Annotated in this window: 18 protein-coding genes; 4 read left to right on the top strand and 14 right to left on the bottom strand. The window is 66.7% G+C overall.

Translation table 11 applies throughout. From position 1 onward, the window contains the following. Positions 1 to 74: 74 nt before the first annotated feature. Positions 75 to 935 carry a prephenate dehydratase gene (locus ABC728_RS04645; protein WP_416621528.1) on the bottom strand — a complete coding sequence of 287 codons (861 nt, stop codon included), beginning with the start codon at positions 933 to 935 and terminating at the stop codon, positions 75 to 77. Between the two features lie 56 nt (positions 936 to 991). Further along, the gene (locus ABC728_RS04640) at positions 992 to 1750 is read right to left on the bottom strand and encodes a 3-deoxy-manno-octulosonate cytidylyltransferase (protein WP_416621529.1); all 759 of its coding nucleotides are present in this window, start codon (positions 1748 to 1750) and stop codon (positions 992 to 994) included. A gap of 168 nt (positions 1751 to 1918) precedes the next feature. On the opposite strand from ABC728_RS04640, the gene ABC728_RS04635 reads away from it, so the two are divergent. Together ABC728_RS04635 and ABC728_RS04630 are read left to right on the top strand one after the other, a co-directional pair. Then, positions 1919 to 2458, top strand: coding sequence for a c-type cytochrome (locus tag ABC728_RS04635; protein ID WP_416621530.1), 540 nt, complete (start codon positions 1919 to 1921; stop codon positions 2456 to 2458). Positions 2459 to 2557: 99 nt separating this feature from the next. Next, positions 2558 to 3325, top strand: a complete 768-nt coding sequence (locus ABC728_RS04630) for an inositol monophosphatase family protein (RefSeq protein ID WP_416621531.1) — start codon at positions 2558 to 2560, stop codon at positions 3323 to 3325. 52 nt (positions 3326 to 3377) lie between these two features. On the opposite strand, the gene ABC728_RS04625 is transcribed toward ABC728_RS04630, so the two are convergent. Continuing rightward, positions 3378 to 5447: an ATP-binding protein gene (locus tag ABC728_RS04625; protein ID WP_416621532.1), complete on the bottom strand. Its 2070-nt coding sequence runs from the start codon at positions 5445 to 5447 to the stop codon at positions 3378 to 3380. A 340-nt stretch (positions 5448 to 5787) separates the two neighbouring features. On the opposite strand from ABC728_RS04625, the gene ABC728_RS04620 reads away from it, so the two are divergent. Beyond that, complete coding sequence (locus ABC728_RS04620; RefSeq protein WP_416621533.1) at positions 5788 to 7212, top strand: OprO/OprP family phosphate-selective porin; 1425 nt, start codon at positions 5788 to 5790, stop codon at positions 7210 to 7212. Positions 7213 to 7363: 151 nt separating this feature from the next. On the opposite strand, the gene ABC728_RS04615 is transcribed toward ABC728_RS04620, so the two are convergent. The 10 genes from ABC728_RS04615 to ABC728_RS04570 form a co-directional block, all read right to left on the bottom strand. Next, positions 7364 to 8215: a C40 family peptidase gene (locus tag ABC728_RS04615; RefSeq protein ID WP_416621534.1), complete on the bottom strand. Its 852-nt coding sequence runs from the start codon at positions 8213 to 8215 to the stop codon at positions 7364 to 7366. Further along, a complete protein-coding gene (locus tag ABC728_RS04610; RefSeq protein WP_416621535.1) occupies positions 8212 to 8655 on the bottom strand; it encodes a MarR family transcriptional regulator in 444 nt (147 codons plus the stop codon). The genes ABC728_RS04615 and ABC728_RS04610 overlap by 4 nt, the downstream gene beginning before the upstream one ends. A gap of 182 nt (positions 8656 to 8837) precedes the next feature. After that, positions 8838 to 10349 (bottom strand): tetratricopeptide repeat protein, encoded by a 1512-nt coding sequence (locus ABC728_RS04605; RefSeq protein ID WP_416621536.1) that lies wholly within the window; start codon positions 10347 to 10349, stop codon positions 8838 to 8840. A 227-nt stretch (positions 10350 to 10576) separates the two neighbouring features. Continuing rightward, positions 10577 to 11071 (bottom strand): hypothetical protein, encoded by a 495-nt coding sequence (locus tag ABC728_RS04600; protein WP_416621537.1) that lies wholly within the window; start codon positions 11069 to 11071, stop codon positions 10577 to 10579. Positions 11072 to 11189: 118 nt separating this feature from the next. Further along, the gene (locus ABC728_RS04595) at positions 11190 to 13202 is read right to left on the bottom strand and encodes a tetratricopeptide repeat protein (protein ID WP_416621538.1); all 2013 of its coding nucleotides are present in this window, start codon (positions 13200 to 13202) and stop codon (positions 11190 to 11192) included. Next, entirely contained in the window at positions 13199 to 13495 is a 297-nt protein-coding gene (locus tag ABC728_RS04590) for a hypothetical protein (protein WP_416621539.1), read from the bottom strand. Before ABC728_RS04590 ends, ABC728_RS04595 begins: the two co-directional genes overlap by 4 nt. A 39-nt stretch (positions 13496 to 13534) precedes the next feature. Beyond that, complete coding sequence (locus ABC728_RS04585; protein WP_416621540.1) at positions 13535 to 14224, bottom strand: Crp/Fnr family transcriptional regulator; 690 nt, start codon at positions 14222 to 14224, stop codon at positions 13535 to 13537. A gap of 86 nt (positions 14225 to 14310) precedes the next feature. Beyond that, entirely contained in the window at positions 14311 to 15057 is a 747-nt protein-coding gene (locus ABC728_RS04580; protein ID WP_416621541.1) for a TfuA-like protein, read from the bottom strand. A gap of 203 nt (positions 15058 to 15260) precedes the next feature. After that, positions 15261 to 16496, bottom strand: a complete 1236-nt coding sequence (locus ABC728_RS04575) for a YcaO-like family protein (RefSeq protein ID WP_416621542.1) — start codon at positions 16494 to 16496, stop codon at positions 15261 to 15263. 97 nt (positions 16497 to 16593) lie between these two features. Next, positions 16594 to 16773 carry a hypothetical protein gene (locus tag ABC728_RS04570; protein ID WP_416621543.1) on the bottom strand — a complete coding sequence of 60 codons (180 nt, stop codon included), beginning with the start codon at positions 16771 to 16773 and terminating at the stop codon, positions 16594 to 16596. 222 nt (positions 16774 to 16995) lie between these two features. Between ABC728_RS04570 and ABC728_RS04565 the strand changes: the two genes are divergently transcribed. Continuing rightward, entirely contained in the window at positions 16996 to 17334 is a 339-nt protein-coding gene (locus tag ABC728_RS04565) for a ribbon-helix-helix domain-containing protein (protein ID WP_416621544.1), read from the top strand. Positions 17335 to 17475: 141 nt separating this feature from the next. Here the strand turns inward: ABC728_RS04565 and ABC728_RS04560 are convergent, their stop codons facing one another. Beyond that, the gene (locus ABC728_RS04560; protein WP_416621545.1) at positions 17476 to 20358 is read right to left on the bottom strand and encodes an ATP-binding protein; all 2883 of its coding nucleotides are present in this window, start codon (positions 20356 to 20358) and stop codon (positions 17476 to 17478) included. Positions 20359 to 20504 lie beyond the last annotated feature (146 nt).

Raw genomic sequence — 20504 nt, 5'->3', positions numbered from 1 at the left:
CCCCATCCATTTCTTACAGGGCGGGATGAAAATTCCGGACCGGGCCGATCCGCGGCGGCGGACAGACCCGCCCGTCAGATGCCCCCGCCCTGCTGCTGCTGTTCGCGGCGGAACGGATTGGCGGGGTAGACGCCCAGGAACTTCACCTCGCGCGCGAAGAAGCCCAGTTCCTCCATGGCCAGGCGCAGGGACCTGTCCTCCGGATGGCCTTCCACATCGACATAGAACTGCGCCGCCGTGAAGCGGCCGTCCACCATGTAGCTTTCCAGCTTGGTGATGTTCACGCCATTGGTCGCAAAGCCGCCCAGGGCCTTGTAAAGGGCCGCCGGCACACTGCGTACCCGGAAGACGAAGCTGGTCACGCTGTCCGTGCCGCGCGGCGGCACATTGGGTTCCCGCGCCAGGATCAGGAAGCGGGTGGTGTTGTGCGCTGCATCCTCGACCCCCTTGGCCAATATTTCCAGCCCATAGATTTCCGCGGCCAGGTCGGAGGCGATGGCCGCCTTGGTCGGATCGTTCCATTGCGCCACATCGGCCGCCGCGCCGGCCGTGTCGGCGTGGTTCACGGGGGCAAGACCGCGCTCACGCAGATAATTGCGGCATTGTGACAGGGCCTGGATGTGGCTGTGGACCTCCTTCAGCCCTTCCATGGTGGCGCCCTTGGGGGCAACAAGGCAATGCACCACGCGCTGGTAATGCTCTGCGATGATGTGCAACCCGCCATGGGGCAGCAGATGGTGAATGTCCGCCACACGGCCGGCGACGGAATTCTCCACCGGGATCATGGCCAGCCGGGCCCGTCCCTCATGCACCGCGGCGAACGCATCCTCGAACGACGTGCAGGGCAGTGACACCATCTGGGGAAACACGCTGCGGCAGGCCAGGTCGGAATTGGCGCCGGGCGCGCCCTGATAGGCGATGGTGGAAGCGGGCATGGTCGTCACTTCGAGAAGGGTTGGCGGGGAAGGCGCCGCAGGTTACGGCAGAGCCCTCAAGGGGCCAGCACAAGGCGGGCGCGGTCAAGGTCTTCGATGGTATCCACGCCCAGCGGCACAATGTCCACCCGCGCCAGCGCGATGGTCATGCCATGGGAGAGCGCGCGGAGCTGCTCCAGCCTCTCCCGCCGTTCCAGTATGGAAGGCGGAAGGGCGACAAACCGTTCCAGCGCCGCCCGGCGATAGGCGTAAAGCCCGATATGATGGAACAGGGGGCCTTCGCCCCAGGGGGCCGTGGCGCGCGTGAAATAAAGGGCGCGGCCGGCAGCCGCGTCGTCCGCCATTTCAACCACGGCCTTCACGACATTGGGGTTGGTGCGCTCCGCCGGCTGGGTGATGACGGCGCCCAGCGTCGCGATGTCCACAGCCGGATCGGCCAGCGGGCCGAACACGGCACGGATGGCGGCAGGGTCGATGGTCGGCAGGTCGCCCTGCACATTGACGATGGCATCATGGCTGCCATCGGGATCGACATGGCGCACCGCCTCCCACACCCGGTCCGATCCCGACGGATGATCAGGATCGGTCAGCACGGCACGGCCTCCCGCCGCTTCTACGGCCCGCACGATCGAGGGCTCGGCCGCGGCGACAAGAACCGGGCCGATCGCCGCCTCCATGGCGCGGCGCCAGACATGCACGATCATCGGCACGCCATGGATGTCGGCCAGCACCTTGTCAGGCAGGCGGGTGGAACCGAGGCGGGCGGGGATCACCACCAGCGGACGGCGGGGAAGGGAGCGGTTTTCTGCGGTCATGGTTTTCCCGTGCGACATTTGGTCCGCCGGGTCAAGCCGGAAAGCCATGTGCGTCCGCGCATCCTTCGGCTAAGTATCGCGCATGGATGGAAGACATGGCGGGCATGGACGTGCCCGCCGGTTGGCGTTATTGTGCCCGCGCCCGGCGCACCCAAGGGATTAGGACTGATGGCGAGCAGCACCTTCAACAAGATTTCGATGGCGATCCTGACGGCGGTCCTGATCGCCTTTCTGGCCGGATTCGTCTCCAAGAAGCTGATCCACCCCACCTTCCCGGCTGAACGCGCCTTCAAGGTGGAAGTGCCGGAGACCGATACCGCCGGCGCCGCCGCCCCCGCCGCTCCGGCCGAACCGGATCCGGTCTCCCCGATCCTGGCCGCCGCCAGCGTGGAAGATGGCCAGAAGCTGACGCGCGCCTGTGCCGCCTGCCACAGCTTCGACAAGGGCGGTGCCAACAAGGTCGGCCCCAACCTGTGGAACATCGTGAACAACAAGCATGCCCATGCCGAGGGCTTCGCTTATTCCGACGCGATGAAAAGCCAGGAAGGCCCGTGGGACTATGAGCACCTGAACAGGTTCCTGGCCAATCCGAAGGCCACCATTCCCGGCACGAAGATGAACTATGCCGGCATGCGCAAGGTGGAGGATCGCGCCGCGCTGATCGCCTATCTGCGCACGCTATCGGACGATCCGGCCCCCCTGCCGTAAACGCAGCGGATCGGCAATGTGTTATGAAGGGGCGGTCGCAGGGCCGCCCCTTTTTTCTCGTCCTTATTCATCCTGGCCCCCCAGCTCCGGAGTCGTGACATGTCCAGCGTGCCTGACAGCCTGATCGACCTCGCCAATCGCTGCGCCGATGCGGCCGGGCTGGTGGCCCGCCGGCATTACCGCACACCGGTCCCCGTGGATGTGAAGGCGGATGCCTCGCCCGTCACCATCGCCGACCGGGAGGTGGAATCGGCCATCCGTGCCCTGATCACGGCCGAACGGCCCGGTGACGGCATCCTGGGCGAGGAACATGGCAGCCAGGGTCTGAACGCGGAATATGTCTGGGTCATCGACCCGATCGACGGCACGAAATCCTTCATCACGGGCCGGCCGCTGTTCACGACCCTCATCGCCCTGCTGCATCGTGGCGTGCCCGTACTGGGCATCATCGACCAGCCTGTCATCGGCGACCGCTGGATCGGGATCACCGGCCAGCCCACGACCTTGAACGGCAACCCCGTGCAGACGCGCCCCTGTTCCGATATCGCCATGGCCACGCAGGCGGCCACCATGCCGTTCCATCAGGTGGAATTCGCCATGACCCATGCGTCCAGCCGCTACATGGTATGGGGTGGGGATGCCTATGTTTTCGGCCTGCTGGCCGCCGGCTTCGTCGACCTGATGGTCGAAGCGGGCTTGCAGCCCTATGATTGGGCGGCCCTGGTCACCGTGATCGAGGGCGCCGGCGGCGTCATCACCGATTGGGAAGGGTTGCCGCTGCGCCTGGGTTGCAGCGGCAATGTCGTGGCCGCCGGCGACCCGGCCCTGCATGCCCATGTGCTGGCGATGTTCCGCGACCGGCGCTGATTTGCCGGCGATGTGATCAGCAGGAAGGCCGGCCCGCCATCGCCCGATGGGGTCAGGCCCTCATCCCGGTTCCGCCAACACGGGCTGCCGGCAGGCGCACCGTGACGGTCGTGCCGACGGCCGGCGTGCTTTGCATGGTCAGGCTGCCGCCATGCGCCTCGGCATAGCCGCGGGCCAGCGGCAGGCCCAGCCCGGCACCCGGCTGGCGGCGGTTATGCCCGCCCTCCACCTGGGCGAACGGCTCCAGGGCGATGCGCATGGCGTCCACCGTCATGCCGATTCCCTGGTCCGCAACCTCGATCAGCATGTCCCCCGTGATGGCGTCCAGCCGGACACGGACATCGATGCGCTGGCCGCTTTCCGAAAAGCGGATGGCGTTGCCCATCAGATTGACCAGCATCTGCTTCATCCGCACCTCGTCCGACAGGATGCGAATGCCCGGCGGGGACACATCGATGCGCAGCGGCACCCCGCGCTCCACCGCCTTTTCCCGCACCAGCCGTTCGCACCGTTCGATCAGGGCGCCGATTTCCACCCAGCTTTCCCGCAGTTCCAGCGCCCCGGCATCCATGCGGGCAATATCGAGCAGGTCATTGACCAGCCGCAGCAGATGCAGCCCGCCTTCATGGATGTCGTTGGCATATTCACGATATTGCGGCGCCCCCAGGGTGCCCAGCAATTCATCGCGCAGGATTTCCGAGAACCCGATGATGGCGTTTAGCGGTGTCCGCAATTCGTGGCTGATATTGGCCAGGAACTGGCCCTTGGCACGGTCGGCGATGGCGGCACGCGCCTCCGCGGCGCGCAGGTTTTCGCGGCTGGCCATCTCCTCCCCGCGGTCACGCGCCACGATGGTCAGTTCACCCGCCCCCATGCCCGGCGATGACAGCACGATCAGGCTGACCGGCACCGCACCGCCACCGGGGCCCGCCAGATGCAGCGGCGCCCAATCCGGCCGGCCGGGCTGCGTCCCCGACTGCGCCCGGCGATGGAAAGCCAGCCTGTCATCCGGGACAACCAGATCGAGGAAGGGACGCCCCAGAACCTGGCTGCGCTGGCCAGGCATCAGGCCGAACAGGGCCAGACCGGCCCGGTTGACCAGCTCCACCCTGCCTTCCCGGACCAGACAGACCATGTCGGGCAGGCTGTCGATCAGGTTGTGGCAATGGTCCAGCATGCGGGACAGCGCCTGCTGCGTCTGGCGTTCACGTTGCACAATGCGCTGGCCGCGCAGCAACATGAGGCCAGTCAGCATGAACAGGACCAGGATGACGAGCGCCAGGGCCCAATAGATGCCATGCAGGAAATCCTGCGCCGGGGTTGGCATGCGCCAGCTTATCCAGCCGACCGGCGGCGCGTCATCGGGTGCCCCATATTCCCGCAGGGCCAGCACACCGGTTGCGCCTCCCGGTACCAGACGGGACGGCATGTCCAGATTGTCCAGCAGCAGGGGTTCCAGCGCATGGGCCACGGCGGCCCGATCCACCCTTTGAAGGAACAGCAGGGTCAGCCCGTCCGGCCGGGCGCTGCCGCCCAGAGCCGGCCTGATATCGGCGGCACTGGCGAGATAGAGGCCGTCGGGCATCCGGACCAGCCCCGTCACCGCCTCCGTCATGCCGGGGGGATTGGCAATGGTACGCGCCACCATCTGCCCCAGGGCCGGCGGCAGGTGCAGTTCCCCCCGCCTTTCCGCAGACAGGCGCTTGCCATCGCGAACCGCATAGACCACCCGTTCCTGACGGTCCACCACCATGGATAGCGCGATGCGGAAGGCCCCGTTCAGATAGATGCCGACATTCTCGTCTGCCCAGGGCTCGTTGAAATTGTCGACCATATGTGTGACGGCCGCGTCCCAGCCGGCATAATCACGGGTCGTGGCGGACAGGGCCACATCATAGGCGGCCAATGTCCGGCGGACACGCTGCTGGGTCCGCTCCGCCTCGCCGGAATCGAAATGCCGCGCAGCGGCGAACAGGATCATGGCGATGGCCGTGATGGCGATGGCCAGCAACATCAGCACCGGCACGGCGGCGGTGGGAACCGCCCGCTCGCCGTTGTTCGGCAGGGATTGTAGCGGGTCTGGCAGCAGGTCCTGCATCGCGGAGGGGGAGCGCTCTCTCAAAAGGGCCGGAAGCCCCATCCTTTACCCGAAAGGGGTAGGCTTGCAACCAGGATCGCGCATCAGTGTGGCAAAGCGGCCATCCTTCCAGGGCAGCCCTGCGGAGAGGCCGGCAATTCCCTCGGGCGGGACAACGGACAAGCCGCCCTTCCTCCCGTACCTCGTGTTGTTTAAGCCACACAGCCAGTGGCGTCATGAACACGTCATAAAACCGCATCAAATCGGCAATGCACCTTTGGTAGCCCTCCCCCGGGGCCTGAGGGGCAGCCGACGATAACCCGCAAATGGGAATTCGGCCGCGCTGACAGGCTTTGTCGCCGCGATATCCCATCGGAGAACAACAATGAGCCTCAAGTCCAACCTGCTGGCCGGCGCTGCCGTCGGCGCCGCCATCCTGGTCGCCGGCCCGGCCGCCGCGCAGACCGCCGCCCCGTCCCAGGCGCAGATCGACACCCTGTCCCAGCAGATCCAGGCGCTGCAGAGCCAGCTCACCTCGTTGAAGGACAGCGTCGCCAAGGATTCCGCCGCGACGAAGAAGACGCTGGAGGCGATGCCCAGGGTCACCGCCGACGGCGGCCGCATCCGCATCCAGTCGGCTGACAAGAAGTTCGACGCCGCGATCCGCGCGCGCATCCACATGGATTACGGCTTCTTCAACGCCGGCAAGAACTTCACCACCGACGCCACCGACGGGTTCCAGATGCGCCGCGCCTTCCTGGGCGTCGCCGGCAAGGTCTATACCGATTGGGCCTATGAATTCACGGCCAACTTCGCCGACAACCGTGGCGGCGGCTCGCAGATCCAGGCGGCAAACATCGCCTATACCGGCTTCAAGGACTGGACGATCATCGGCGGCGTGCTGCAGCCGAAATTCACGCTGGATGACAGCACCTCCTCCAACGACATCGCCTTCATGGAACGCGCCCCGGTCGGCAACATCGTTGTCGGCATCGGCGGTTCCGACAGCCGCACGGGCGTCGGCATCATCAACAAGGGCGAGAGCCACATCCTGGCCGCCTATGTGACCGGCAACGCCACCAACACCAGCGGCACCATTGACGATCAGGTCAACATCCTGGGTCGCGCCGCCTATGCCTTCTGGCAGAGCAATGAAGGGGCGGCCGGTATCGGTGTCTCGGGTGTCTATCAGACCAGCCCGCAGGCCACCGCCCGTCCCGTCGCCGCCGGAACGGCCACGACCTCCATCTCCTTCGGCGACCGGCCCGGCCTGCGCGTCGGCGGCAACCGCACCTCGCTGACCAGCACCGGCGCCATCAACCAGATCGACGGCGCCTATGCCTACGGCGCCGACCTGGGCGTCAATTTCAAGAGCTTCTGGGCCGCCGCCGAATATTACAATTTCGGCGCCAAGTATGACGATTACACCGCCACCGGCGCCGCCCAGACGCTGGCCGACCCGGAATTCAGCGGCTACTACGTCTCGGCCGGCTACATCCTCACCGGCGAGCGCCGCAATTATACGCCGGGCGAATGGGCCGGCGTGAAGCCCGCCTGGCCGGTCGGCCAGAATGGCTTCGGCGCCTGGGAAGTCGCCACCCGGTTCAGCCAGGTCGACCTGATCGACCGGGCCGGCGGCATCGCCGGCACCGGCACGGGCAAGGAGACCAACTGGACGCTCGGCGTGAACTGGTACGTCAACCCGGCCATCCGCTTCATGCTGAACCATGTGATGAGCGAGACCAAGCGCCCCAACGGCACCGATGTCGAACTGGATATCACCGCCGTCCGCATGCAGTTCCAGTTCTGACCCGCGTCAACGGGCTGCGGACCCCGTCCCTGCCAGTATTACGGCAGGGACGCCACAGCCCGATATTGGAAGGGCCGGCCGGATCAATCCGGCCGGCCCTATTATTTTATACCAGCGCCCAATCGGCACCCCATCGTCCGATGGGAAGGGGTCACAGACGGCGGATCGCGGTAATGCCCTTCGCCCCGGCACGGGCCAGCACATCGGCCAGGGGTTCCGCCACGACCTGCATATGGAAAGCGTTGGCGTGCAGCAGGGTCGCCGCATCGGTCATGATGCCGACATGGCCGGGGAAGAAGACAAGATCGCCACGCTGGTATGTCACGCCCTTGCCATCACCGGACACCAGGGTGCCGATAATCGCCGCCTGCTGATCACTGTCGCGCGGACAATGATGGCCGGCCGCCAGCAACGCCACCTGTACCAACCCGGAACAATCGATGCCGATGCTGGTCCGCCCGCCCCAAAGATAAGGCGTCCCGGCGAACTGTTCCGCCACGGCAACAAAGTCCGCCGCCGTAATCGCCACGGGCGCCAGATGGCGGGCATGCAGCCAGCCCCCGCCATCCACCTGCCGCCATTCCCCCTGTTCCGCCGTCACCACGACGCGCGCGCCCAGCGACAATACATCCACGAAGGGCTGTTTCAGGTCGGGTTCAGGCAGCAGGAAGGTACGCAAGGCCGAGACCTTGTGCGTGGGCAGGGTGATATCGGCGTCCAGCGCCTCCACCCGCACCCACCCGACATAGCCGTCGGTGCCGTTCTGGCCCCAGGCCCAGCCGTCGCGTTCATCCAGGACCGTGAAGGTCTCCCCGAACAGCAATTCGGTGGTCTGGCCCGCCTCGAACGAAGGCTCCGCCTTCACGGCGGCAAAGCCGCTGCGAATCTGGCAGGGAACACCATCGATGAAGCGGGCGGCATCGACGCGGCCACGCAGATAGGATGCGGCGAGGTCCTCCCGGTAGGGATGGACGCGGGGATCAAGCTTTTCAGTGTCGGTCATGCCGATGGGGCCAGGGCTTCGGTTCGGGCACCGTCCACCAGCACGGGGGGTACGACGCCATTGATATCCAGGACGGGATCGATGATCCCGCCTTCCTCGCCGACCGCGGGCGCCTTTTCCGCATCGATCACCATCTGCCCGAACTCGGCCAGATAGACGGACCCTTTCACGGTCCGCTGGACCAGTACGTTACGGCGATCCTCCTGATCGCGCTTGCGCTTGATGTAGCCCAGCCGGCCCAGCCGGTCCAGTGCGCGGGTGATGGCCGGTTTCGATACGTTAAGGGCGGATGCCAGCCCGCGTACCGTATGCGGCGGCGGCGTGAGGAACACGGTGAGCAGCAGGGCCAGTTGCCGTGCCGACAGGTCGGGTCCATCCTTGCGCACGCTGGCCACCAGGGCCCGTCGCCATAGTTGCAGCGCCTCAAGGTTCCGTGACATGCCCGCCCCCCGAACTGCGACACCCGGCCCTGCGGCAAATCGCAACCGGACACGAAACGGAGTGTGCCGAATAAAGGTTTCTTCGGCAAGACGCGATCCGTGACGACAGACGGGCAATCGTACAGGCATCGGGGTCAGGCGGGCGGAACGGCCTTTCCAGATCGGCGACGGCCCGCAACCCGTCAGACAGTCACTCCCATGCCTGCAACGCGCTGCGAGAGATCCCGGCCCAAGCGTCCGACGGGGTCCGACCAGTCGCCGGCCCGCGCCTGCCGGTAGAGGCGGGCGGAGGGATACCACGGACTATCCCCGGACAGATGGCCCCACCGCCAATCCGGTACGGCCGACAGCAGGATGGCCACGGGCACGCCGGCCGCCCCCGCCAGATGGACAGGCATGGTACAGGCACTGACCAGCAGGTCCAGTTGCGACAGGACAGCCAGCGTATCGGCCAGATCCCCCAGACCCGGCGCCAGGTCAATGGCGTTTCCGGGCAGATCGTGGCTGTCCAGATCATTGCGCCCACCCCCTTTCTGCAGGATCACAGGCGTGATACCGGGCAGCCGCATCAGGGGCAGCACGGGGCCAAGGCCGGGCGATCGTGACCGGTCGCGCTTGTAATCAGGATTACCCGCCCAGACGAAGCCGACCTTCAGCCCGACGGCACCGGACAGGGCTGGCCGCCATTGCGCGACGAGTTCCGGATCGGGAGACAGATAGGGCATGGGACCCGGCACATGGCCGGCATCATCGATGAACAGTCCCGGCAGGGACAGGCAGGGCAGAACACCGTCCACGGCGGGCACGGGGTCACCATCTTCCAGGAAGGTTTCCACGCCGGCGAACCCGTCCAGCAGACGGCGCAGGGGCGCCGGCCGATGCATCACGATCCGCACGCCCTGCGCAGCCAGCAGCGGAATGAAACGCAGCACCGTGACGATGTCCCCCAGCCCCTGCTCCACCGTGACCAGGACCCGCATTCCCGGCTCTGGCCGGCCTGTGATGAAGGGCAGACCGAACGGTGCCGGCGTCGGACCGCGCGTGCCGCCCGGCCGACGCTCGAACAATGGCCACCCCCGGCGGACGTCCCCACGGGCCAGCAGCAGCATCGACCGGTTCCAGTCCGCCCGCACCGCCTCTGCCACATCGGCAGGCGCCACCCGTGCCGCCTGACCGAAGGCGCACAGCGCGGCCACATCCGCCCCATCCTCGAACAGGGCGGCCCCCAGGCTGTTCCAGCTTGCCGCCGCATCGGGGGCCAGGGCACAAGCCCGCCGCAGAAACCGGGCCCCATCCGCATACCGGTCCTGGGCGATGCGTGTCAGGCCGAGATTATGCCACGCACCGGCCATCGCCGGGTCCAGCCGGACCGCCGTGCCATAGGCCTCCGCCGCTTCTGCATGCAGCCCCTGGGCCCGACAGGCATTGCCCAGAAGCATATGCAAAGCCGTCATGGCGGGCTGGGTGCGCAGGACTGTCGTGAAATCGGCAGCCGCCGCCGCGGCCCGACCCAACAGCAACAGCGCCTGCCCCCGCAATATCAGTGCATAGGGATCGCTGCGCGCCAGCCGCAAGGCCGCTTCCGCCGCGGCCAGGGCCCCTGCGCCATCCTGCGCCGCCAGCCCTTCCTGCGCCCGTTGCGTCAGCCGGGCCAGTTCCGCCAGCAGGCTTTCGCGTTGCGTCGAAGAAGCCATCGGGTCCATCCATGGAGACAGGGAAAAAGCAGAGACAGGGGAAAAGGCAGCCGGACAATGACCGGCCCAAACACCGACCCCGGCTGAACCGACGGCGGCCAGCCTGAAGTAATTTTCTGAAAATTGAAAGGCAGACGGCAAAACGATACCGCTGCCAGAAAGCAGCGGCACCGATCAGATCATTCTTGCAAGGGATTGAATTGGGAAGGGATCGAAAAGACGCCGGGTCAGGCGACGAAATTGACGGCACTGCCGGCCGTACCGCCACCGGCAATCGCAACCGTCGGAGAGGCCGCAACAACCGGCATGCTGCCGACACCCGCCCCACCCGAGGGGGGTAAGGGGACACCCCTGGCAGCGCCCGCAATAGCGGCCACATCAGCCCTGGCGGAACTCAGCAGGCTGTTGCCCTGCGGTTCGCCCTGCCCACCCTCATCGCGCGTGGATGCGGGCATGGCCATTTCACGGCCCCGCAACTGATATTCCCGAACGACCTGCTTGGACGGGTATTGCTGCTCCACATCACCATTATTGCCATCCCGGAACATCAGGATGGCGATGGCAGCGTCGTTGTCATATTGCAGGACGGGGCTGAGATAGGGCAGAGAGGCGCGCTGGGCCACCGGGGCTTCAGGTACACGGGAACCGTCCGACGCGCCGCTGGTCTGCGTCACCGCCGGTTGATAGGTCGACCCCAGGCCTCTGATCCCCTCGATAAGCATGATCGTTCGCCCATTTCAAAGCAATCCTACGATAGCGCGCTTTCAATCGACCTGCAAACAGATTCTTAACTTCTCTGCAGAACCCGCTGAATCAAGGTTGAATCCCGGCACAATCGGGCTAGTCCATGGGGAGGTGCCTGCGGTCGAACGACTCCGACCTGTCCAAAAGTAAAAGCTCCCTATTCTTGGCGGGACTTGCCCCTCCTCTTGCCGCGACCCAATCTGTTAGCTCATCGGCCAGATCGGCAATCACAGGGCGCCAGTCACCCCAGGCCGGCTGCCGGAACAGCTGCAGGCCGGGATACCAGGGACTGTCCCGCCGTTCCCGCAGCCAGCGCCAGCAACCGTCGAACCGCGAGAGGACCCAGACAGGCACGCCCAGGCCGCCGGTCAGGTGGGCCACCGCCGTATCGACGGCGATCACCAGGTCCAGTTCCGCCACCAGCGCCGCGGTATCGGCGAAATCCGACAATTCCGCGGTCCAGTCGGTCAGGGGGAAGGGCACCGCCGCCGCATCGGCTGCCCTGTCGCCTTTCTGCAGGCTGATCAGGCTGACCCCCGGCACGGTGCCCAGCAGCGTCAATTGCGGCAGGGAAAGGCTGCGGCGGCGGTCGATCGCGGCGGCCCGCGGGTCGCCGGCCCGGCCATCCCCGGCCCAGACCAGCCCGACCCGGGGGCCGGGCTGGCCGGACAACCGGTCCCGCCACCGCGCCCGCCGGACAGGATCGGCCATCAGGTAGGGCACGCGGGCCGGAACATCCGCCAGCGTCCGCGTGCCCAGGCGCAAAGGAAGGCCCAGCAACGGGCAGCGCAGCCCTATCCCGGCCGGCACGGGGCTGCCCAGCGCCGCCACCGTTACGGCCGATGGCAGGCTTTCCCGGAACAGCCGAACCAGGGCCGGCTGCACATGCAAGATGACATCCAGCCCCCGCTCCACGAGCATGGGCACATACCGCACGAATTGCAGGCTGTCCCCATGTCCCTGTTCGGCATGGACCAGCAGGCCCGTTCCCGGCGCCAGGCCATCACCGTTCCAGACGGGCAGCGCCTGGAGGGCATCGGACAGGGGGAAGCCCGGCACCTGCCAGCGCCACTCATATTCCTGCCAGCCCGTCGCCAGATCGCCGGCCATGAGCCGGGCCTGGGCCCGCTGCCAATGAGCCACCGGCAGATCGGGGGCCTGCCGCAGCGCGCGGCGATAGCAATCCTCGGCCCCGGCATCATCGCCGAGATCGCGCAGCACGGTGCCCAGGTTCATGGTGGCCGCCAGGCTTTCCGGCTCCAGCGCCAGGGCCCGGCGCAGGGACTGTTCGGCCTGGGCCAGATTGCCCAGCCCATGATCAGCCGCGGCCAGCGCCACCAGGGCCGGGGCGCTGGCAGGTGCGAGGCGGACCGCCTCCAGCGCCGTCTGGCCGGCCTTGGCGAAATGCCCCAGCACGGCCAGCGCCTCCGCGCGGCCAACCAGGGCCGGCACGCAATCCGGGTGACGGCTCAGCCATTCATCGAAAATGCCCAGCGCCTCCGCCGGGCGTTCCATACGCAGCGACGCCGTTCCCCGCCGGATCCAGGCAGCCTCCATGTCCGGGGCCAGCGCCGTCGCCTCGGCCAGGGCGGCCCTGGCTGCGGGCTGCGTCAGGCTTTCCGGGGTGATGAACCGGTTGAGCAGCAGGCCCGCCAGATTACGCCGCAGGTCGGCATGGCCCGGCGCCTTTTCCAGCGCCTGCCGAAAGGCGGTTTCTGCCGCGGCAGGATCGCCGGCCTGGGCCAGCAGGGCCCCCCGCTCGCCCAGCGCCTCCGCCTGCCGGGCCGGTTGGCCTTCATAAAGGGGGATGGCACGGGAAAGGGCATCCAGGGCCCCTTCCCTGTCCCCCGTCTGGCGCAGCGCCTTGCCGAGATTGAACCACCATTCCGCCTGCCCCGGTTTCATCCGCACGGCCTGGCGCAGCGCGCGCAGGGCCGGTTGCTGCTTGTCCTGGCCCAGACAGGCCATGCCCAGCAGGTAATGGATATCGGCCAGGGCCGGCACAACGACCAGCAATGCACGATAGGCGGCCTCGGCCTCGGCCAGCCGGCCGGCACGGTGCAGGGCCAGTGCATGGTCGACGGCCTGGTTGATTTCCGTGGAATTCATGGATTGGCCTTGGCAGGGACCGGCGGGGTGGCCCGGCCTGTGGTCGCCGCGGGGTCGGAGGATGGAACCAGCGGGGTCGGCGGCAGCGGCGCGGCTGTAACCGCCGGCGTTGCGGCGGGCGGCATGACGGCGGCAGGCTGGGGCGCCGGCGGGGAAGGCGGCGGTGGACGGGACGGCACATACATGTAATTGCGCGTCACCTGCCCCTTGTGGCTGGCGCAGGCCGGCAGCAGCAGGCAAAGGCCAAGAAGCAGCGCCAGCCCCGGATAATTGCCCTTCACGTCCACTTGCATCCCTGTTCCGGCCGATCGTCCATGGCGGCCAGCCTACGCTCAGCGGGATATCTGTTCCAGAAAGCTTTCGTCATGCAGCACCAGATAGCCGTTGCGATAGCTGATCGCCCCGGCATTCTGAAAGCTTTTCAAGGTCTTGTTCACGATCTCGCGTGACACGCCCAGCATGTTGGCCAGGTCCTCCTGGCTGATGAAGGTCGCGATGCGGACACCGGCATCCGACGGGCGGCCGTAATTCTGCGCCAGCATGATGATGCGCTTGGCCAGACGCCGCGTGACATTCAGGAACACCGTGTCCTCGATGATGGCGCTGGTCCAGCGCACACGCTCGCACAGCACGACCATCAACCGGATGCACAGATCCGGGTGCTGTTCCAGGAAGGGCATGAAGTCGCGGCGGTCGATGCGGAGCAGTTCCGTCGGCTCCTGCGCCACAACGGTGGCCGTCCGCTCCCCTCCGTCCAGCATGGCGATCTCGCCAAAGACCGAGCCGCTGTCCATGATGTTCAGCAGCATCACCTTGGCATCCTGCGACTCGGTCTGAACCGCCACGCGGCCGCGCAGGATGATGTAGAGACTGTCCCCCGGATCCCCCTTGGCGAATACCCGTTCATCCGCCACAAGGCGGCGGGGCCGGGCGAAGCCCATGACGGCTTCCATTTCCGCATCGCTCAGGGCGGCGAAAAGCCCGTTGCGGCGCAGTGTGCCGAGATCGACGGCCGGCGGCACGGCAATCCCCCTTCATCCTGTTCACCGGAACGACAATCGCCGGCTTCGCAGCGTAAAGGATTGATCCCGCACCCTGAAAATGCAAGTCAAACGTGCAGCGGCAGGACCGGACGGGCCACACGCTCCCACATGGTCGTATGCTCGAAGGCGAAGATCGGCCGCACAGCCAGGGTCCCGCCGGCGATCTTGTCGCGCAGAACGGTCAGCAGCGCCAGCGCATCCTCCCGCTTCTGATCGGCCCGGCCCGTCGGCAGCCAGTCGCGGAAGGCATTGATTTCCGCCGCGTCCACCCCCTCGCCGGCCGCGTCGCGCAGGATGCGGCCGAAATTGCGGTCCCGATAGGAAAGGTCCTTGGCCAGATCCTGCAAAAGCCGGCGGGTGCCACCGGACAGGATGCCGGCGGCATAGGCGTCGGACAGGGTGCGGCGGATATTGACCATGGCTTCCGAGAGAACGGGATAGCCCAGTTCGGCGGGCCCGTGTGTCACCGCCACCTCGTCATCATCCTCCAACCGGCCATCGGCATAGGCGTCGAACACGGCGCCGACACCTTCCATCCCGAACGGATGCAGTTCCGCGGCCCGCAGGGCGCCCATGCTGGCCGCGCCCAGGACGGGGATGCCCTTGCTCAGGGCGAACAGGATTTCCTTATGCCAGACGGCCGGCACATTCTCAAAGAAACCGTCGATGATGGCGATGGCCGCGGGATTCTCCGTCACGGCACGCAGCACATCGCCCTGCGCCACGGGCGGGCGGTAATCGGCCTGCAACACGCGGCGGGCGGCCGATACGGGCAGGGACGGGCCCAGGAAGACAATGACATGGTTACTCATGACGTTCAGCCTCCGGCTGGCGTTTAAACCTATTTTGCGGTGATCAGAACCTGTTGGCTCTGATCACCGCCCTCAATCGCCGGCGCCAACATTCGTTGGCGCGGGCGACGCCGCACGAGCGGTGCTGTGGCGGTCGCCGCCGGACCAACGTGCGATGAGTTCTACTCATCGCAAGGTGGTATAAGCGGATGGTGCGGCGACCGTCAGAGGCTGGCCACATGGCGGGCGCGGGCGCCCAGGCAATAATTGCCGGCGCTGTCGATGCCTTCCAGGCCGGGCACCACGACGCGCACGACCGGCAGGCCGATCTCGGCCCGCGTCAGATCGACGACGGCGATATCCTCGATACCGACAGTGGCCAGACGCCGGCGCAACTCCTCCAGATCACCGCGCAACGACTGGCCCTGCCAGCCGCCCACATCGTTGAAATTCCCGATCGTGGCGCCCAGGCGCAGGCGCTTCAGCCATTCCGCCTGCTGCTCCTCGGCCAGGTAATGGTCGTACTCCTCGCGGCGCATGTCGTCGCGCGCGCCGGAAATGAAGGTCAGGCGGCTCTGGGCTGCCTCCGTCAGGGCGCGGGACAGCGCGATCTCGGGGACAAGATGCGTGCCATAGCCGGCCGCCGGGCGCACGGTGACGCCGGGTCCCTCGCAATCCTGGACGATGCGGGCCATGAAGGTGGGCACGCCCGTGTCGGCCGTCTGGTCCCAGACGCCGACGGCAACGCCGGCCTTGGCGAACCGGGCGATCAGGGCGCGGCAGGTCGGATCGGCGATGGTTTCCAGGTCGATACGGGTTTCCTCCTGCGCCTCTTCCGGCAACAGGTTCCACAACGTGCGGGCATCACGCTCGATCACCTCGCACAGCCCATGGATCACGGCCTCGATCCAATGGTTGCCCGAAGCCAGGCCGTTGGACGTGGCCTGGAAGCAGCCATGGCCCGTCGGCAGCGGCAGGGTATAGTTGGTGTGGACCATCTCATAGGGGATCCACAGGCTGTTGCCATCGCGCAGATTGGTGCCTTCCGCCCAGAGAAGCTGATGATAGGGCGTGTAGGCGCTGTCCATGTGGCAGGGCAGGCGCGTGGGGTCGACAACGGGCAGCGAATAACGCAGATCCTCGTATGACCCGATCCGCAGCGACAGGTGCGTCGCACGCTCCGCATGCCAGCTTTCGATCGACTCCATGACGGCGGACGCCTTGGCGGCCGCCAGCGTCGTACCCTTGCCCTGCGATACGGCCAGGGCCCGCGAATTGGGCCGGTTCACCATCACGACCGGTATGCCGATCGTATCCAAGCCCGTCACATTGGCGACGCGCGTGATGCCGAACAGGGGAAACAGGGGCTTGACGCGGGCCAGCGTTTCCTCCGCCGAGACCAAGCGGCGCCACTGGCGCGTTTCGATATTGTCCCAGTCGGCCGAACGAACCCGTTCCATACCCTGATCCCCTTGTCCGATAACCATGCACCGCGTAACCCGACCGGCGGACGGCCTGCACCCGGATACGGGCAAGATGCCGTCCGCCTGGCACAGATCAGATGGAGGCGGTGTAATATTCGGCGCTGGCGCCATAATATTCGGCGGCGGCACCGGCATCGTCGGGACGGCGGGCAGCAACACGCGCCTGCGTCACGCTCTGGGTCTCATTGGAGACGACCACCGCACCTTCGGTGGAAACACGGTAAAGACGGCCGTCAGCACCACGAACAAGCATCTCAAACCTCCTGATGATTACATGTAGAGTTCGGAGAAGCACAGGGCACTTCTCGCGAACGAAAGGTAATGCGGCGCGAAGCTTTTGCCGTGTGAAGTGCTTCACAGCATTGTATGCAGGCAGGGCGCTATTCTTCTGTCACGGGAGCCAAGTGCCTGGGGCAGGCACGCTGAAGCGGCTGCTGAAGGGCTCCGGAATAATAGTAGAAGAGGCGAGGCCGCCATGAACGCACCGCACACCCGTTCCGATATCCCGGTTTACGAGCCTCATGATCTTGAGGTGGACGGTCAGTTGATCAGTCACAATGTCTGGGTCGATGGCCACCGGACCAGCGTCCGCCTGGAAGCCGTGATGTGGCAGGCCCTGCATGAGATCGCCGAGCGCGAGGAACTGACGATCCATCAGGTCATCACCATCGTGTCCCGCCGGCAGCACCAGAACGCTTCGCTGACGGCAACGATCCGGGCTTTCCTGGTGGCTTACTACCGTGCTGTTTCCCGCGGCATTGCCACGCTGATGTTGCGGGAGCTCTCCGACCTGCCGTCGGATATGAAGCTCTGATCCCTCTCTTCCCGTCATCCGCATTGATACCAGCCTGCCGCCTTCGCGCAAGGCTGGCCCACCCGCCCGTCCATCGGGCGGGTGTTGCGCTTTACCGGTCGGGCTGGCTGACACCACCGGCGGGACAAGGCACTGATGGCTCTATTGCAACCGGATCAGCCTTGATGTCTGGCGGAAGCCTTCGTCAAGGGCGGCCAGGTCGGACGGTTGCGGCAACAGGACATCCAGCAGGCCATAGCCGCGATCACGGACAATAGCACCCAGGTCCCGCAACTCTCCCAGCGCCTCGTCCAGCCTTCCCAGCATGGCCAGCGCAACGACGCGGTAACGCCGGGCCCATGAACCGTGCAGGCAGGCCCCCCGCCCCATGGCCATGCGGATACCACGCTCGATCTCGGTCAGGCCTTCGGTGCCGCGGCCCATATTGACAAGGGCGAAGCCCCGGCGGGAAAGGCTCATCGTGTCCATCAGGGTGGAACCTGTCGACCGGGAAAGCGCCAGGCTTTCCGAGCAATTGGCCAGCGCCTCACCGAACCGGCCCTGCCGGATCTGGATTTCCGCGGCATCCGACCGGGCATAGATACGGTTGAAGGGATGGGTCGTGCTGTCGGCCCGGCGGAAGGCGCGGGCTACCAGCGCGTCCGCCTCTGCGTGGCGATCCATAAGCGACAGGCAGCGGGCACGACGGCTGGCGATCAGCGTCGGTGCGTCCAGCGTCAGGTAACGCGGGCCGTCCACCTGCTGGAAACGGCCCCGCTCAGCCAGTTCCAGCAGGTCCAGGGCGCGGTCCAGATTGCCGTGATCGAAGCGGCAGCCCGCGGCAATGATCAGCAGGTCGGGATGGGCGCGGTCGACACCGCCGCAATGGTCCAACGCCATGTCGGCCAGTTCGACAGCCCGGTCCATATGGCCGAACACCCATTCGACATTCACCTGTTGCGCCAGTCCGGCCAGGGCGCGTTCCTGGTCGCCGACGCGCCGGGCCAGGGTCACGGCCTTGTCCAGTTCCGTGACGGCGCGGTCACCCTGGCCCGCCGGCATGGCGGCCCGGGCCAGCGCCAGCCGCAGGTCGATGGCGGAGGAGGCGGTCATCTCGCTGGCCGGCAAATTGTCATTGGCGTCGACCGCGATGCCGAACAGGGCCAGCGCCTCCGTGGCCTGTGATCGCTTCAGCGCATCCAGCCCGGCATCGCTGCCCGCACGGACCGCCAAAGCCCACAAGCCCCCGCCGGAGGCATGCCGGGCCTGTGCAGCCATCCGGCCGGGCAGGGACACGAAGTCCGGTTCGTCCAATAAGGTCGCCAGCCGGCCGTGCAGTTCCTTGCGCTCCCGCCGGGGGACGCCCGCATAGACGGCTTCATACAGCAGGGCGTGATGGAAGCTGTACTCCAGGCGGGGCAGCAGACGGGTCTCGTCCAGGAATCCCGCCTCCACCAGTTCCGGCAGGCGGCGGGCAGCGACGTCGCCGCCGGTCAGCGCCGTCAGCAGCCCCGCATCGAAGGTCGGTCCGGTGACCGCCGCCATACGCAGCAGGTTGCGCGCCTGCTCATCCAGCGTGTCGGTCCGGGCCACCAGCAGCGTCTGTACCGAATCGGGAAGCTGTAGACAGGGCGACGGACCCAGGCACATATCCCCGTCCGGACCGGTCAGCGTGCCATTGGCCACCAGGACACGCACGCCCTCAACCAGGAAGAAGGGATTGCCGTGCGACCGGCGCATCAGTTCCAGCTTCAGCCCGTCCAGCCCGGGGGCATCCCCCATCCAGATCGCCAGAAGCAGCAGCATGTCCTGTTGTGACACGGGGGTCAGCCGGTGGTCCGTGACACAGGGATGGTCCATGAGGTTCTGCGGCAGCCCCTCGTCACGGCTGGTGATGATGACGGCCATGGGCACCTGCGGCGCCAGCGACGGCAGGGCGGCGATGACGGAAAGCAGCATGGGGTCGGCCCAATGCGCATCCTCCACCACGACCAGCAAGGGCCGCCGCATGGCGGTGGCACGGGCCAGGGCGACCACCGCCGCGGTGGCAAGGCCGACAATGGCCATGGTCGCCTGCTCCGCCCCGGCCTTTTCCGACGGCGCGGGGTGAAGGATGCGGGCCAGCGCCTTGGCTTCCTCCGGCGTGGCGCCCGCCGCCTGCAACAGGGATTGCGTGCCATCCTGCGTCCCGGGCAACGGCCGGTCCAGCAGTTCCACGACCAGTTCCTGAAGGGCCCCAGGCGCACCGACGGGATGGATCAGGGGGATCTGCCATTCGACGACACGCAACCCGCGCTGGCGCGCCTCATCGGCCAGTACGCCGACCAGGCGGGTCTTGCCCATGCCGGGTTCGCCACGCAGCAGATGCGAGCGGCCGGCCCCGGCCCCGCCGCCGATGGCGTCCAGCACCTGCACGAGATCGGCGCGCAACGGATCGCGCCCGACCATGGGCAGCATTTCTTCCCGCTGCCGACGGCGGCGGCGCACGGCCAGCAGCGCATGGGTTTCAACCATCTCGCCCGCGGCCAGGGTCAGGGTGGCGACGGGTTTCGTGTCGGCCCAGTCATGGGCCAGCCGCGCCGTGGCCTCCGCCATCAGCACGCTGTTGGGCTCGGCCTTCTGCTGCAGCTTGGCCGCAACATGGATGGCGGCGCCGACCGCCGGGCTCTGCACCTGGGTCACGTCGCGGGCGTGGTCCCACAGCACCTCGCCCGAGCAAAGGCCGATGCGGACCGCATGTTCGCCGCGCGCCACCTCACGCACGATGGCGTCTGCGGCGAAACAGGCGCGCACGGCATGCCGCTCCTGCGCCACCGGCGCGCCGAAAACGGCATAGATGCCGTCGCCCAGCGTCTGACACACCGTGCCGCCGAACCGGCGGACATGACGGTTCATGATATCGATCAGCCCGGTAAGCTGGTCGTAGACATCTTCCGGATCGTTGGGGATGACAAGCTGGGAGGAATTGACGATGTCGCAAAACAGCACAGTGATGCGACGCCGGTCGAAGTGACCGACACCCCCCGCGCTCACAATGGGCGGCATGCCATTGTGTGCGACTTTGCCGTCTAAACCGCTGTCTGCCGACATGCTGCCCGCCCGCCAGAGTCACAAAACGTTAACAGGAGAATTTGATCCTGGCTGTCCCCCACACCCTTGAAGGACGTCATCTGAGTCCTTCAAACATACGA

Source organism: Niveispirillum fermenti, from assembly GCF_052474395.1.
This window is presented reverse-complemented; position numbering and strand designations above follow the sequence as displayed.

Excerpts from the sequence above, each read along its gene's own strand:
- ABC728_RS04645 (WP_416621528.1), bottom strand. The coding sequence starts at position 935 with ATGCCCGCTTCCACCATCGCCTATCAGGGCGCGCCCGGCGCCAATTCC.
- ABC728_RS04640 (WP_416621529.1), bottom strand. The coding sequence starts at position 1,750 with ATGACCGCAGAAAACCGCTCCCTTCCCCGCCGTCCGCTGGTGGTGATC.
- ABC728_RS04635 (WP_416621530.1), top strand. The coding sequence starts at position 1,919 with ATGGCGAGCAGCACCTTCAACAAGATTTCGATGGCGATCCTGACGGCG.
- ABC728_RS04630 (WP_416621531.1), top strand. The coding sequence starts at position 2,558 with ATGTCCAGCGTGCCTGACAGCCTGATCGACCTCGCCAATCGCTGCGCC.
- ABC728_RS04620 (WP_416621533.1), top strand. The coding sequence starts at position 5,788 with ATGAGCCTCAAGTCCAACCTGCTGGCCGGCGCTGCCGTCGGCGCCGCC.
- ABC728_RS04615 (WP_416621534.1), bottom strand. The coding sequence starts at position 8,215 with ATGACCGACACTGAAAAGCTTGATCCCCGCGTCCATCCCTACCGGGAG.
- ABC728_RS04610 (WP_416621535.1), bottom strand. The coding sequence starts at position 8,655 with ATGTCACGGAACCTTGAGGCGCTGCAACTATGGCGACGGGCCCTGGTG.
- ABC728_RS04605 (WP_416621536.1), bottom strand. The coding sequence starts at position 10,349 with ATGGCTTCTTCGACGCAACGCGAAAGCCTGCTGGCGGAACTGGCCCGG.
- ABC728_RS04600 (WP_416621537.1), bottom strand. The coding sequence starts at position 11,071 with ATGCTTATCGAGGGGATCAGAGGCCTGGGGTCGACCTATCAACCGGCG.
- ABC728_RS04595 (WP_416621538.1), bottom strand. The coding sequence starts at position 13,202 with ATGAATTCCACGGAAATCAACCAGGCCGTCGACCATGCACTGGCCCTG.
- ABC728_RS04590 (WP_416621539.1), bottom strand. The coding sequence starts at position 13,495 with ATGCAAGTGGACGTGAAGGGCAATTATCCGGGGCTGGCGCTGCTTCTT.
- ABC728_RS04580 (WP_416621541.1), bottom strand. The coding sequence starts at position 15,057 with ATGAGTAACCATGTCATTGTCTTCCTGGGCCCGTCCCTGCCCGTATCG.
- ABC728_RS04575 (WP_416621542.1), bottom strand. The coding sequence starts at position 16,496 with ATGGAACGGGTTCGTTCGGCCGACTGGGACAATATCGAAACGCGCCAG.
- ABC728_RS04570 (WP_416621543.1), bottom strand. The coding sequence starts at position 16,773 with ATGCTTGTTCGTGGTGCTGACGGCCGTCTTTACCGTGTTTCCACCGAA.
- ABC728_RS04565 (WP_416621544.1), top strand. The coding sequence starts at position 16,996 with ATGAACGCACCGCACACCCGTTCCGATATCCCGGTTTACGAGCCTCAT.
- ABC728_RS04560 (WP_416621545.1), bottom strand. The coding sequence starts at position 20,358 with ATGCCGCCCATTGTGAGCGCGGGGGGTGTCGGTCACTTCGACCGGCGT.